Annotated in this window: 11 protein-coding genes; 3 read left to right on the plus strand and 8 right to left on the minus strand. The window is 57.5% G+C overall.

The window, feature by feature from the left end:
• Nucleotides 1-32: 32 nt before the first annotated feature.
• Both O4G22_RS00785 and O4G22_RS00790 read left to right on the plus strand, forming a co-directional pair.
• On the plus strand, nucleotides 33-365 hold the full coding sequence (locus O4G22_RS00785; RefSeq protein WP_295979911.1) for a DMT family transporter: 333 nt from the start codon (nucleotides 33-35) through the stop codon (nucleotides 363-365).
• Nucleotides 366-591: 226 nt separating this feature from the next.
• Nucleotides 592-1,575: a metallophosphoesterase family protein gene (locus tag O4G22_RS00790; protein WP_306701931.1), complete on the plus strand. Its 984-nt coding sequence runs from the start codon at nucleotides 592-594 to the stop codon at nucleotides 1,573-1,575.
• Nucleotides 1,576-1,700: 125 nt separating this feature from the next.
• Here O4G22_RS00790 and O4G22_RS00795 read toward each other — a convergent pair whose 3' ends face one another.
• The 8 genes from O4G22_RS00795 to O4G22_RS00830 form a co-directional block, all read right to left on the minus strand.
• Nucleotides 1,701-2,075, minus strand: a complete 375-nt coding sequence (locus tag O4G22_RS00795; RefSeq protein WP_295979907.1) for a hypothetical protein — start codon at nucleotides 2,073-2,075, stop codon at nucleotides 1,701-1,703.
• Nucleotides 2,076-2,346: 271 nt separating this feature from the next.
• Nucleotides 2,347-3,735: a DUF6056 family protein gene (locus O4G22_RS00800; RefSeq protein ID WP_306701932.1), complete on the minus strand. Its 1,389-nt coding sequence runs from the start codon at nucleotides 3,733-3,735 to the stop codon at nucleotides 2,347-2,349.
• On the minus strand, nucleotides 3,735-5,180 hold the full coding sequence (locus O4G22_RS00805; protein ID WP_306701933.1) for a cell division protein FtsZ: 1,446 nt from the start codon (nucleotides 5,178-5,180) through the stop codon (nucleotides 3,735-3,737). The genes O4G22_RS00800 and O4G22_RS00805 overlap by 1 nt, the downstream gene beginning before the upstream one ends.
• A gap of 25 nt (nucleotides 5,181-5,205) precedes the next feature.
• The gene (ftsA, locus tag O4G22_RS00810) at nucleotides 5,206-6,417 is read right to left on the minus strand and encodes a cell division protein FtsA (protein ID WP_128154263.1); all 1,212 of its coding nucleotides are present in this window, start codon (nucleotides 6,415-6,417) and stop codon (nucleotides 5,206-5,208) included.
• Between the two features lie 115 nt (nucleotides 6,418-6,532).
• Complete coding sequence (locus tag O4G22_RS00815) at nucleotides 6,533-7,045, minus strand: hypothetical protein (RefSeq protein WP_046436133.1); 513 nt, start codon at nucleotides 7,043-7,045, stop codon at nucleotides 6,533-6,535.
• Between the two features lie 127 nt (nucleotides 7,046-7,172).
• On the minus strand, nucleotides 7,173-9,113 hold the full coding sequence (locus tag O4G22_RS00820; RefSeq protein WP_306713894.1) for a phospho-sugar mutase: 1,941 nt from the start codon (nucleotides 9,111-9,113) through the stop codon (nucleotides 7,173-7,175).
• Between the two features lie 124 nt (nucleotides 9,114-9,237).
• A complete protein-coding gene (locus O4G22_RS00825) occupies nucleotides 9,238-11,022 on the minus strand; it encodes an ABC transporter ATP-binding protein (RefSeq protein WP_094135614.1) in 1,785 nt (594 codons plus the stop codon).
• On the minus strand, nucleotides 11,016-12,866 hold the full coding sequence (locus tag O4G22_RS00830; RefSeq protein WP_306701935.1) for an ABC transporter ATP-binding protein: 1,851 nt from the start codon (nucleotides 12,864-12,866) through the stop codon (nucleotides 11,016-11,018). The genes O4G22_RS00825 and O4G22_RS00830 overlap by 7 nt, the downstream gene beginning before the upstream one ends.
• Before the next feature lie 177 nt (nucleotides 12,867-13,043).
• On the opposite strand from O4G22_RS00830, the gene O4G22_RS00835 reads away from it, so the two are divergent.
• Complete coding sequence (locus O4G22_RS00835) at nucleotides 13,044-14,450, plus strand: hypothetical protein (protein WP_306701936.1); 1,407 nt, start codon at nucleotides 13,044-13,046, stop codon at nucleotides 14,448-14,450.
• Nucleotides 14,451-14,479: the final 29 nt, after the last annotated feature.

A 14,479-nucleotide genomic window follows, 5' to 3' on the forward strand; every position in this document is an offset into this window, starting at 1 on the left:
ACCCCAAAGAAAAAATGCATAAACAATAATACATGAAAGCGTACTTTTTTCTGGCGTTGGCTATTGTGCTGGAAACCGTAGCTACCTCCTTCATGAAAGAAAGCGAACAATTTTCCAAACTCCTGCCTTCCGCAATAACTGTCATTGGATATGCGGGCGCTTTCTACTGCCTCAGCCTGGTATTAAAAAATATCCCGGTGGGCATTGCCTACGCCATCTGGTCAGGAATGGGAATTGTGCTGATTTCCATCATTGGATGGACTGTATTTAAACAGCACCTGGACTTGCCGGCGATTTCAGGCCTGCTCCTCATCATCGCCGGGGTGCTGGTCATCAACATATTTTCAAACTCCGTCTCCCACTGATGGAGAAAAACCGGAAGAGCGCTTCTCTTGCCAGGCAAGGGATGTTTTTTCTTCAGTCAACGGCCGCCGGAATAGGCAAACGCTTCTTTATTGAAAAAGAGCGAAACTCTTTCGGCGCGCCGTCAGCCAGCCCTCCGCAAGGGAACAGTACCATCGTGCGGTGCTTTTCCGGCGCACGCATAGTTTGCTGGTCGGGAAAATAAACGGATTGCAAAAACGGAATGCCATGAAATATCTTGCGCTATTTTTTATTTTTCTATTTCAGGCGGTACAAGCGCAGGACCCCGCCCCATGGAAAATCGCGATCATCGGCGATACGCATGACTCCCCCAAGCGCATGGAAGGAAGCGAGGGAGTAGCAGTCAACTTTATCAAAACCCTCTATGGGGAAATCCTGAAACACAACGTGGACATGGTCGTCCAGGTAGGGGACATGGCGGATATTGAAGGAAGCGCCCCCGTCAAGGGTCTGTCCAAACGCAAGGAACTCAACAACATTCTGAGGGAAAAAGGCATCCCCTTTTACGCCGTGCGCGGCAATCATGACTCCCTTCCTTTCCGGGCGGAACAATTCCGGGAACTCTTCCTGCCTACGCGGAAGCAGGGCGTCCAAGGGCTGGCCACCAGAAAACTGAACTACGGCATCCGCCATAAAAACGCTTCCCTGTATTTCATGGATATTGACCTCACCCCTGACCAGCTCGTGGACTTCAGCGCATGGGTCAAACGCAACAGAAGCAAGGCCAACACCGTTCCGCGGCACTGCCTGGTTTTCACCCACCGCACCCTGCAGACGCCCATGCAATTCCGGGAATGCCTGTGGGGCCGTTACAATGACAGCGCGGCGGAACAGCAAAATATCTTTTACCGTAATCTCCGGGATGCCGGAGTGCGCTTCGTCGTCACCGGGCACCTGCACGCCCATGACCTGTATGTAATTACCTCCCCGGACGGAAAAAACACCCTTACCTCCCTGATCTGCGCCCCCGCGGGAAACAAGGTGCTCCCCTTTCCCTTTTTGCCGCCGGCAAAATCCCGGGTAAAAACCCTGCAATACCGCTCCGGCATCACGGCCTACTACATCCTGACCATTTACCCGGATTCCATGACCCTAGACACCTACGCCGCCCCCAACAACGGCATTACCGACGAAGGCCCCCAAAGCGGAGAGTTCCACAAATTGAACTCCTATGCAATTCCGATGGATTAGAACATACCGCGGCCCCCGTTTCTTTCATAACGCGGCATCCCGGAATCTGCCTGCTCCCGTCTGCCATGCCCCCTGGCGTCCCTGGCGAAACAATGAAATTTCCGGGAAGTTTCCAATCCTCCATGTTATTTCATATGCCCGGAGCCACGGGACTTGATCTTTCTATCGTGCTGGCGCCCCCGGCCGCCCTTATATAAAAACTCCGTTTTTCCATCGCGGCCTACAGTCCGGTCAATCAGGTCTCCGATTTCCTGATCAGCGTACCCGGCCTTTTTAAGATATTTGACCACTTCACCAGCCTGCCCCGGATAAAAGCGGACCAGCATCTCCACAAACGCAGGCTCCAATCTCTTTTCCAAATGATACTTACCATTGTCATTGCTGTCTTCATTACGGTATCCCGATCCACACAGCAGCCGAATTTGGAAATCGTCACGAGATGGCATCGCTGCGGCCCCCAGATGTCCTGCCTGTAAAATGCCGAAAAACTGAAATGGCACCGAACTTCCATGATTTCGCGGCCGTCAAGACGTTCCGTTCCCTCTCCCCCTTCTCCATCATGGATGCGCCATGAACATATCCAATCCCACGACTGGGGGGAAACGGGCATGTTCCACGTCTGCGGCAACAACCGTACAGGAAAACCATGCGACCTATTAAAAGGATTTTTTATATTGTTAACAACAGTCACCATCAGACGCGAATGATATCCCATTGCCATTTTCCATTATTCAACAGCAAAAAATTCTAACATCCCGCAGCCTTTGCCTGCTACAAGATTCTGATGCTCTTCACGCCATAATACATTGCCGCGCCTCTGTTGACGTAGTCTTCCGGGTTTTGAGACAGGTCCACCCAGAAAATGAAAGAGCACCACGGGGAGGGAGGAGAGAGGGGAGGAACAATGATTTCCTGCATGCCGGCCTTTTTCTGCTCCAGAATCAGGCGGACGCGCTTTTCATGCTGCCCGAACAGAAGCAGATGATCATGAATGGTTGAAAAAACACATATTCCGGACAACGCCAGAAAAACAGCCACAGTTATCTGCGGACGGGGCACGGCACCGGGGATGCCGTACCACATACGAAGAAGGGCCAGCACGCCGATACCGAACAGCAGGGTGGCGGAAAACATGGCATGGTCCGCCGGAATGACGGCGGCGGCGAAAGAAAGAGCCATGGCATAAGACGCCAGAATATATGCCGCCGCTATTCCAAAGGGAATTTTCCATGCCCGGAAAGAGTTCCGGTCTCTGTGGAATTTTTTCCAGAGAACCCAGGCAGCCGCCACGCCCAGCAACACCGGAAGAGCCAGGTATTCATGCATCCGGAGCAGGAGCGAAGGGAGAGCTTCCCATCTGCTCCAAAAACCGGAAAGGGGTTCCGCACAGCCGGGAGTGGCGGAATGCATCCGGGCGGAAATGCCGGGCGCAAGCAGCATGCACAGGGAACCTGCCACCTGAAACGCAAGACCCGCATAAAACCACAGGGGAAGTTTTTCCTTCCGCACCAGGCGGACAAAGACGAACAAGGCTCCCAGCAACAGCCAGGTTCCCGGAATATTGTTTTCATTGGTCATGCCCGCCGGAAATCCCAGAACAGCCGCAGCGGCAAACTTTCCCCAGCCATTGTTCTTTCCGGCATCCCCTTTTCTCCCGGATTCCGCGTCTTCCAGCAAACCGCGGTACAGACACAGAAAGCCCAGCCAGACGGCGGCGCCCCAGGAATAGTTGGTGGCGCCGGAGAGCCAGTAAATCGTGACGCCGGGCCGGGCCGTGCACGTGAACAGGAGGAGAAGCCCCAATCCGAACAGCCGCACGTCCGGCCAGGAACGGGGATCCACCCTGCACCCGGAAGCCAGATAAAACATCATCAGCGCAAGGCCGACCTGCACAAAGGGGTTGATCAACATGAAGAGCCATTTCCCCGCCGTCGCTACGGCAAAGGCCAGGTATTCCCCGATTCTGGGATTCCAGGTCATGTAGGAGGCTACGCAGCGTTCCCAAACCATGCTGGAAGAGAAGCAGTGCTCCATGCCCGTCAGGGCATGATGATACGTGTCAGAAGTGAGAGGACTCCACCAGCTGAGCAGCGCCGTATATAATAAGGCGGCTGCGGTCAGCGCCCAAAACCACACCTTGGACGTGCGGGGGGACATCATCAGCTCGGATCCGGTTTCCTTTTCCGCAGAGCGGGAGGCAGATCCAGGTCTTCCCCGTCCAGAATGAGAGGACGCACACGGGCAAAAAGGCCGTGGCCCGCACGCTCTTCTTCCCCTTCCTCCGGAGGCAAGCCCTCTTCCAGTTCCTTGATATCAGGCATCGTGTCTGATTCCAACTCCGCCTCCGTTTCAGAACTTTGCGCAACAGGCGCGGATTCCAGAAGCGTTTCCTGCGCATCCGGCATATCGGAGACAGGCCTTACAGGCACCAGTTCCTCTTCCAATTCACGTTCATCCCTCTTGGGGACGGGGACAGAAAGGTCCGGCTCCGGATGCCGTTCCGGTTCGTCAACCGGGGCAGGAGGCGCGGGCTGAATAATAGTTTTTCCCTCTCCGAGGAAAGATTTTTCCTCCGGCACAAGCACTGTCTGCGGCTCCGCCTCCCGCTGAAACGCAACAGACGGGGAAACAGACGGCTCTACCACAGGCACGACGCCCAGCACGGTCAGGGACAGGCGGTCTTCCGGCTGCTGCGCCACGGAAGCGCCGATGTGGAGGCGCACGCCCCTTCCCAGGATTTCCGCCACACCGTCCACCAGGTCTTCCAGACGCTGCAGCGTCAGGGAACCTCCGCCGCGCACCAGAACCAGGACATCGTCCACTTCTCCCAAACGTTTTTCCAGAAAAAGCGGTGAATGACGGACCTGGTCCAATATATCCGCCACGGACGCATCCGCAGACGCTTCACCCACGCCAAAGGTGCAAATCCCTTTTCCCGTTCCGGCTACGCTGAGCAGGTCGTCCAGCCCCACCCGAAGCAGAGTTCCGGAAGAATTCAACAGAGACGGCACAATAAGCACGGCGCGGGCAATAAGGGCATTAACCACGGAAAAGGCTTCCAGCACCCCCTTGTCAGGGTCTATGAGGCTTTCCATGGCGTCATTATCAAACCGCAGCACCATGTCGGAATACAGGGCAAGCCGGGCCAAAGCTTCATCCGCCTGGGCAGCGCGCCGTTCCCCTTCAAACCTGAAGGGACGGATGACAACGCTGACGACATAAGCCCCCTGCTCCTTGGCCAGGCGGGCCGCTTCCGGAGCTACGCCGGACCCCGTTCCCCCTCCCAGCCCGGCGACAAGAACAGTCAACGCGCTGCCTTCCAAAGCACGGAGAATGGAAGATTCGCTTTCACAGGCCGCCTGAGTTCCTACGGAGGCATCTCCGCCGGAACCGAGTCCCCTGGTAAGCCTGGCGCCCAAATGGACCTTGCACGGAACGGCTGAGGCGTTCAATAGCCGGGCATCAAGATTCATGGCGCAAACGGAAACTGGCTGGGGAGCCAGCAGCAGCACTTCCTCCATTACCTTGGTTCCTGCGGCCCCAATGCCGCACAGGCAGATTTTTCCGGGCAGGCCGGACGGCCCCTGGGGAGAAATTTCCAGCATGGTTGTTAATTTGGATAAAGGTTGATCAGGAGTTCTTCTTTCCGAAGAAGCCCAGCATCCGTCCCAGCCAGCTGCGCTGCTGCGGCAGCTCGGCATCCAGAATCTGGGCATACCGTATCAGGCCTATGGCCGTGCAGTAGCGCGGATCATCCAGGTAGGAAGGCGCTCCGTTTTTAACCAGCGTAGGCCGGCTGATGGCCACGCCGAACACGTGGGAGGCCAGTTCCCCCACGCCGCGCATCAGGCTGGCGCCCCCGCACAGGTAAACGCCGTGGCAGCGGTTGCCCTTGAAGGTGTCCTTGGGCAGGGAGGATTTGACCAGATTGAAAATTTCCAGCAGTCGGGAACGGATGATTTCATTCAGCACATTGCGTTCGATGGCGGCATCCTTCATATGCCCGTCTCCACGCACGCGCACCATCTCGTTGGTTTTCCCGGAAAAGCTGTTGGCGTCCCCTTCCGTCTTCTTGAGCAGTTCCGCCTGGGCCAGAGGGATGCCGGTCATCAGCGTGATGTCGTTGGAAATGTGGTCGCCGCCCAGCGGCACGCATCCGGAGGCCACAAGCTGGCCGTCCAGGTAAAGCACATAGTCCGTCGTGCCCGCACCCATGTCAATAAGCAGGGCGCCTGCCTGTTTGACCTGCCTGTTAAGCACAAACTGGGCCGTGGCAATGGGGGCGAAAACCACATCCGCAATATCCAGCGGGACTTCCCGCACGCAACGGAAAGAGTTGGTAATGCGGGATTTGATTCCGTGGATGATATGGCAGTCAATGTCCAGGGTTCTTCCTGTCAAGCCGGCGGGATTGGTCAGGTTTTCCTGCCCGTCCACGGAAAAGAGACCGGGCACTCGGTGCAGAACGAATTGTTCCGGCCCCAGGGCGACGTCCCGGGCGATTTCCGTCACCTCGTCCATATGCTCCTGGGAAATAATGCTTTCATCCGGGGGAAGACGGAACGTTCCCCGGTTGTTCTGCCCCACAATATGAGCCCCCGTCACGGACAGATAGACGGTCATGATATCCACGTCCGCATGGTCCTGGGCCATATTCCAGGCGTCGTAAATGCACTGGATGACCTTGGAAGTGTCTTCAATCTCTCCGCGAACCACGCCCTCGCTAGGAACCTCACCCACGCCGATGATTGTCACGGTCGCATCGGGCTTCACTTCGCCCACGACCATGCAAGTCTTGCTTGTCCCTATCTCAAGCCCTACGTGAATTTTTGTCTTAGCCATGAAAATCAAGGAACTATCAACGTCCTCGCACCTGATAGCACATTACTTTTCATTATTCAAGAAAGCCTGCGCGAACATACGCAGAAAACGCGGTTTTCCTCCGCGCTGCCCCGGTTCAAAGGCCTGTGGGATGGCGCACCAGGAAGTGTCTGGTATTGCGGCCGTCCACTCTCCAGCGGGGGCCTTCTCCGCGGCGCCCGCTTCCCGTAGTGTCAAACCGGAGGCCGCAGATGACCATGAAGACGTGTCCATTCTTGGCATAAATGGAAATCCAGTCCCCGGCGCCTTTCTGCCCGTAATTCAGGAAAAGCCTGGAATGGCGGGTGGACGTAAGCAGACCGGCTTCCTTCAGCACAAAGGAAGTGCTGCCGGAACAGTCATAATGGGTATCATGATGCCTCCTGTGCCCCCCGCCCAGCCGGTACGGCTTGTTGACCAGGGAATTGGCCGCCGCAATGGCGCGCTTGACCTGCGAAGGGGCATTTCTGGGGGGAATGGCTTTCCCGTTGTGAAGCACGGCCGTCTTGCCGGGCACAAAGTGGTAGGCGGGAAGACGCGCAGGAGCTTCAACTTGTTGCTGGGAGGAGCAGGAAGAGAGAAAAAGGCCGGCCAAAAGGGCGCCAGCCACAGAGAGAGTTTTGTGGGCCGTAAATGTCATGAGAATTATAAACTGCGGAATTCCCGCCTCCTTGGCAAGAAAATAAATTTCCCCCGTCCACATTACATGGTAGACGGGGGAAAGAAATCAGCAATATTTAGCCATTGGAACGGCTGTGGGCATCTTTTTCCACGGCCGTCCACAGGGAATCCAGGGAAGCCTGGACTTTCGCCAATGCTTCCTTCACAGGAGCGCCCGGTTTCCCGTGCCCGAAGAGGTAGTATTTAATCTTGGGTTCCGTTCCGGAGGGGCGCACCGCAAAACTGCGGCCGTCCGCCAAATCTACGAAAATCATTTTTTCCGCCGGAATGGGATCGCCTTCCGCATCCACCATGTCTCCCTTGGAAAAGTCCCGGATGCCGCTGACGGCTACGCCGTCCACTTCCGTGGGAGGATTGGAGGAATAGGAAGCGGCGAGGGCGGCGATTCTGGCCGCGCCGTCCGCGCCTTCCATAACCAGCGATTTTCCCATTTCCAAATATACACCGAACTGCTCAAAGAGTTCATGCAGCAGTTCCAGAAGGCTCTTGCCGATGCTTTCCGCATACGCGGCCAGTTCCGCAAAGATGATGGCGGCGGAATTGGCGTCCTTGTCCCGCACAAAGTCCTGGGCCAGGTAGCCGTAGCTTTCCTCCCCGCCGAAGACAAAGTAACGGCTGTATTCCAGACGCAGGGCGCGCGTCTGTTCTTCGCTCATCTTGCGGTAGCCCTCCCGTTTTTCCGCCGGAATGGCCTGCTCATATTTACCGAGTTTCTGGGCAATATACTTGAACCCCGTGAGGACGTTGACCACTTCATAACCGAAGTGGTGGCCGATGGCGTCCTGAAGCCCCGTCGTCACAAAGGTTTTCACCATCACGGCGCGGGAACGGTTGGAGTCATTGATGATGCCAAGATCGGACATGCTCATGCAGCGGTACCACGCCAGCAGGGAACCGATCTGGTTGCCGGTCAGCAGGTGCATCTTTCCGTCTTCCCCGCGCACGGCCACCCCCATGCGGTCCGCATCCGGGTCCGTGGCGATGACGATGTCCGCTCCGGAAGCATCCGCCTGTTCAATAGCCAGGGCCAGAGCCGGCGGATTTTCCGGGTTGGGGGAAGCAACCGTCGGGAAACGTCCGTCCTGCACATCCTGCGCCGCCACGGTCTGCACGTTGCAGCCCAGTTCCTTCAACAGAGGCACGATGATATGGCCGCCCGTCCCGTGGAGGTTGGAGTAAACGATTTTAGCTCCCCCCTTGTTGAAAAGTTCCGGACGGAGCAGCACCGTTTTCAAGCGGTCCATGTAAATACGGTCAAAGGAGGAATCCAGCACATGAAGGGTTCCGCGCCGGTCTTCCGGCAACGGTTCATATTCTTCGGAAGTCAGGGAATTGACCTCCTTGATCACGGCCTTGTCATGCGGAGGCACCAGCTGGGCTCCATCATTGAAGTAAGCCTTGAAACCGTTGTCATGGGAGGGGTTGTGGCTGGCGGTCAGCACCACGCCGGAATCCGCATGAAGCTCCCGGATGGCAAAGGAAATTTCAGGAGTGGCGCGGGGGCTGTCGAACAGGTAAATGTCACATCCCAGGTCCGTGCCGATTTTTGCGCAGAATTCGGCAAAGTCACGGGAAAAGTGGCGCGTGTCGTGTCCGATGACCAGGCGGGGCTTCCTGCCCGGGTCCGTAGCCTCCACATGTTTGTTCACATAAATGATCAGGCCACGCATGGCCCGCCCCACATTGAAGTAGTTCATGCAGGCGGTCCCCACGCAGGGATATTCCGGCCGGCCGTTCACGCCGCCGTTCCCCTGCTCCGCCCGGGTGACGATGTTGCCGATGGTGCGTCCCCGCAGCCCCCCCGTGCCGAAGGCCAGCGTTTTGTAAAAACGGTCGTTCAACTCCTGCCATTCCCCGGCGGCGGCCAATTCTTCTACGGCCTCGCGCGCTATGGGGGATTTGGTACCATCCAGCAGAAGGCGGATATTGGTCCGGGAAGACTCCAAAAGCTTCCCTTCTTTAACGGCATTCATCAGGGATTCGTCCAGTATATTCATGCTGGCGGAATAGTACATCATGCCCCTTGTTTGACAATAGCTCTTTCCATCATGGCCTGAGAAAAAACGCCATATTCATTCCGGCGCGGACGCGGGAAACGCTTTCCTCCCCATCCCCTCCTATTTAGAGGGACTGGCGATCATACAGCTCCCGGTACAACGGGCAAGAGGCATAAAGCTCTGCATGGGAACCGTCCCCGACGATGCGACCGCCCTCAAACACCAGAATGCGCGTCGCCACGCGGATGGAACTGAAACGGTGGGCCACAATAAGCGCCGTCCTTCCCTCCACCAGCCGGTCCAGTTCCTGCTGGATCAGGGCCTCGCTTTCCGCATCCAGGGACGCGGTGGCTTCATCCAGAATCAGAATGGGAGCATCCTTCAGGAAAGCGCGGGCAATCGCTACACGCTGCCGCTGGCCTCCGGACAATCCGCTGCCTCCGTCGCCAAGCATGGTTTGATAGCCGTCCGGCATGCCCATGATGAAACCGTCCGCAGCCGCGGCGCGCGCCGCGGCCACCACCTCATCATCCGTAGCGTCCTGACGTCCCAGACGGATATTTTCCATAATGGTGCCGTGGAACAGGACGGGGTGCTGGGAGACGAAGGCGATATTCTTGCGCACATCATGCAGGGAAGCGTCCCTCACATCCACGCCATCCACGCGCAGGGCTCCGGAACTAACGTCATAAAACCTGGGAAGGAGGCTGGCAAATGTCGTCTTTCCGGCGCCGCTGGGCCCTACCAGCCCCACTACTTCCCCGGGGCGGATATGCACGTTGATGCCGTCCAGCACCTTGCGGGCGCCGTCATAGGAAAAGGAAACGCCGTCATAATCCAGGCGGCCGGCGGCGCGGCCCATAGGAACGGGATCAACGGCCTCCGGCATGGTATCCGGTTCTTTCAGGAGGTAATTGATGCGCTCCAGGGAAGCATAAGCGCTCTTCAAATTGGTGAGCGTCACGCCCAGCCGTTTGAGAGGGTCGTAACACATGAACAGGGCGGCGGCCAAAGCAGTGAAATCAGCCTTGGTGATGCCCATTTCATGTCCCCTTACCAGCAAAACGCCCAGGCCCAGCGCCGTCACCATTTCCAGCACGGGAACCAGGAAGTGCCTGTACTTCACCGTTCTGAGATTGATTTTGAAAAAACGCTGAATCAGCCCCAGGAAAAGTTTTACCTGCTGTTCCTGCATTCCGTAGGAACGGATTTCACGCTGGGAGGCCAAATTCTCCTGGGCGGCGGCCGTAATATTGCCCAGTTCGTCCTGAGCCTGTTTGGACTTCTTCATCACGCGGCGGCCGAAAAAGCGAATGGGCCATATGGCCAGCGCAATCAGCCCCAGATTCATCAGGACCAAAGCCGTATTCGGATCAACAAATACCTTGTACACCAGGAAGGCAAGGGCGGTCAGCAGAGTCAGGGGCTGCTTGATGATGTCATTGGCCGCAACCACCAGCCCCCCCTGCACGTTGGCGGCGTCATTGATAAGCCGGCTGATCAGGTCCCCCCGTTTCTGACGGTCAATGAAGGAAAGGGGCAGCGTCTGCAATTTGGAAAAGGCGTCCAGCCTGATTGCCTCCAGCACTTTCATGCTGACGATGCTGATCCAGTACACGTTGAAGAACGTGCCTATGCCCCGGACGGCGAAGACCAGAGGCAGCAGGGAGCATACGGCCAGCAGCACCGCCATGCGCATGTGTTCCGGGGCCACCAGCCGGGCGATCATGTCCTGGAGCTCCGGGGGAATCTGTGTATTGTCGAATACCACCGGAAATACTTTGGCAATCATCAGCGGAAAACCGAAACCGCTGGCGGCGGCGGCCAGAGCCCCGGCAGCCAGAGCGGCGATGAACAGCTTCATCACGGGCTTCAAATACCGCGCATATTCAAAAAACTGTCTTAACATGAGGCGCCTCCTTCCTCCTCCGCAATCATCTGCTGCTTATTGTAAAGTTCCCGGTACAGGGGAGAAGAAGCCATCAGCTCTTCATGCGTGCCGTCCGCAACCACGCTTCCCTTCTCCAGCACCAGAATGCGGTCCGCCATCCGGATGGTGCTGAAACGGTGGGCAATAATGAACGTCGTGCGGCCGGAAGCCAGTTTCTCAATCTCCTTCTGAATCTGTTCCTCGCTCTTCATATCCAGGGAAGCCGTGGCTTCATCCAGCACCAGGATGGGAGCGTTTTTCAGAAAGGCCCTCGCCAGGGAAACGCGCTGCCGCTGGCCGCCGGAAAGCCCTTCCCCCATTTCCCCGATCATGCGGGAATACCCTTCCCCCGTCTCATGGATAAAACTGTCCACGGCGGACATGCGCCCGGCTTCTTCCACTTCCGCGTCGGAAGCGTCCGGACGGCCGATGCGAATATTGTCCGCCACGGAGCCGCGGAACAGAACGGGATACTGGGAAACCAGCGCTATGTGGGAAAGAAGATCCTTTTTACCCATCTCCCGCACGTCGATGCCGTCCACCTTCACGCTGCCGGAAAGGACATCATAAAAACGGCACAGCAAATTAATGAATGTCGTCTTCCCTGCTCCGCTGGGCCCGACCAGGGCCACCACCTGTCCGGCCGGAATGCGGAGATCAATGTTCCTCATGACGGGAGAGTCTTGCTGATAACCGAAGCAAACATTGCGGAACACCACTTCCCCCTTCCATGCCTCCGGGCTTCTTGGATTTTCCGGTTCGGGCACGTCATCCGGAGCATTCAGCACGTGGTTGATGCGTTCCAGACCGGCATTAAGGGTTTCCGCCTTGTTATGGACGGAACCCAGCTTCTTGACCGGCTCATAGCAAAGATACATGGCCGTGGCCAGCGCGGCAAAATCCCCCATGTTCATGCCGTTCATATTGCCAACCAGCAGGGTGGCGGCCATGGCTATGGCGCTGACGAACTCAATCAAGGGGGTCAGCAGGCTCTGCCACCTGACCGCGCCGATAGACGCCTGGATATAACGGCGGATTCTGTCTCTGAACAGCCCTATCTGCTGCTGTTCCAGTTCAAAGGCCCGGATATCCCGCTGGGAAGAAAAATTCTCCTGAAGCGTGGAGGAAAGATCCCCCTGGCTGGATTGCACCACCCGGGCGCGGGCAAGCATTTTCTTTCCGATGTACCGAATGGGAATCACGCAAACGCCTACCAGGAGCATATTCGCCAGCAGAATAAGAAACTGCTGGCTGACGGAAGCCCTGTAAATCAGAAACCCTAACGCGGCCAAAAGAGTCAGGGGCTGGATAATAAGGTCATTGGCAATCTGCACCAGGCCTCCCTGGAGAAACTGGGTATCCTGCATCAGGCGGCTCAACAGGTCCCCCTTCTGCTGCCGGTCGTGAAAAGCCAGGGACAAATCCTGATACTTTCGGTAAACCTTGAGCCGCAACGTTTCCAGCACTCCCAGCCCTATTTTGGAAAGCAAATAGACATTGACAAAAGAAGACAGGCCGCGCACCACCACCACCAGCGGGAGCATGGCCGCCGTGGCCCACACCGTCACCAGGGGCAGGTTTTCCGGGCTCACATACCACAAGAGCACGCGTTCCGCCCAGGGGGGCAGCGGTTTCCCGTCAAAAATCACGGGAAACATCTCCTGTAAAATCACCGGAATGCCGAAACCGCTGGCAACAGCGGCCACCACGCCTCCGACCACAGCCCACGCCAGCGTGCCCCTATAAGGAAGAAGATACTCGCGCCACAATGCCCTGGCGCGCTGGATGGAGGATTCCTGCCCCTCTGTTGACTGTTTCCTCATAAGTATTCCGAATAGCCGCGCCCGGGAACGGACGGCGCGCAATCGGCAGGGATCATACCATGAAGACCGTGAATGACAAGCTCCTTGAAATAAAAACTGCATGAGTAAACGCCTGGGGGCGGACCTTCGGTCATCCCGGCTTGCCCGCCGCCCCGTAATGGTCTACCTTTCCGTCGCATGCTGAAGACAGGATTCATCCAACCGGAAACCATTCCCGGCCACTTTCCCCGAAACCTCAGAACCATCGTGGAACTGTACCGCTCCTGCCTGGACGCAGGCGCGGAGCTCGTCCTATGTCCGCCGCTGGCCCTCAGCGGCGTGCATACCGGTGAACTGGCTTTGCGCAGCGGCTTCCGGACCCAGCACCGGGCGGCCCTGGCCTACCTGGCACGGGAAATAGCGGACGTCCCCCTGCTGCTGGGAGCGGCGGACGCGGAAGGTATCCGATTCCATCTGTTGAGGAACGGCCTTTCCTTTCCCCGGCAGGCCGTTATCCCTCCCGCCCCGCATGGGAACGAACGCGTCCCCGTCTTTGGCATCCGGAGAACGGAGGATGAAGCCGTTTTTTCCATCGCCCCGTGGGAAGAAATTCCTCCGCCGCACGTTTCCTCCACATGCCTGCTGCTCCGCACGCCTGCCCATGCATGGCATGAGGGGCTACTGGAACAGGATGAGGCAGAAGCCCGCCGTACGGCGCGGGAAACAGGTCTCCCCGTATTGACGGCCCGCCTGGCCGGGGGAGAAGGCCCGTTTCTGCTGCCCGGCGCATCTTCCGTATGGTCCAGCAACGGACATCTTCTCAAACGGCTGCGTCTTTTTGAACGGGATTCCGCCGTCATTTCCCCGGAAAACTCCACAGGAACGGACTCCCCTCTGCCCTCCCCGGAAAAACAGCTCCGGCACGCCCTCCGCAAAGGGATGGAAGACTTCATTTTGAAAAGCGGGTATGGGGCCGTCTGCCTGAATTTGCTGGAAAATTCCGCTTCCCTTCTGTTAGCGGAACTATTGAAGGAAATGCGGCCCTCTCTGGCAGTAACGGGGTTTATCCCCTCCCTGCCCGGCATTCCGGAAGAGACAAGGGAAAAGGTTCAAGCCTTCGCCGGCGCGGCAGGCATTGGCGTTCGGACGGTTTCTCTCCCTAACAAAACCGAAGGGCTGGACGAAAGAGCCACGGCCGCATGGCTCATGCGCCAATGGGCGGAAGAAGAAGGAGCCCTGCCGCTCTCTTCTCTGACGGGAACGGATATCATGACGGCGCCCCGCTTCCTTCCTGCCGCTTTAGCCGCGGATTTCATGCCGCTGGGGGATTTATACGAGACGGAACTGGCAAACCTGTTCCCCGGTTTCATTTCCCCGGCTCCGGAGGCCGCCATGCGTGACGGATTTCTCATCCGCCTGCACCGGAAACATGAATCCGCCACGGAGCTGGCGAACCGGTTCCCGGAATCGGAAAGGGAAATACGCCGTTTGCAGCGGCAGGCCCGCGCATCCGAATGGACGCGCCTGAAACTGCCGCCCCGCCTCATGCTGCGCTCCATCCCCGGAACGCAGGAAACGCCTTATATCCATCGGCTGGCAGACTGACGCGAAACCTTCCTTTTCCTCCCGTGGCA

The organism is Akkermansia muciniphila (genome assembly GCF_030848305.1).
GTDB classification, from domain to species: domain Bacteria; phylum Verrucomicrobiota; class Verrucomicrobiia; order Verrucomicrobiales; family Akkermansiaceae; genus Akkermansia; species Akkermansia muciniphila_A.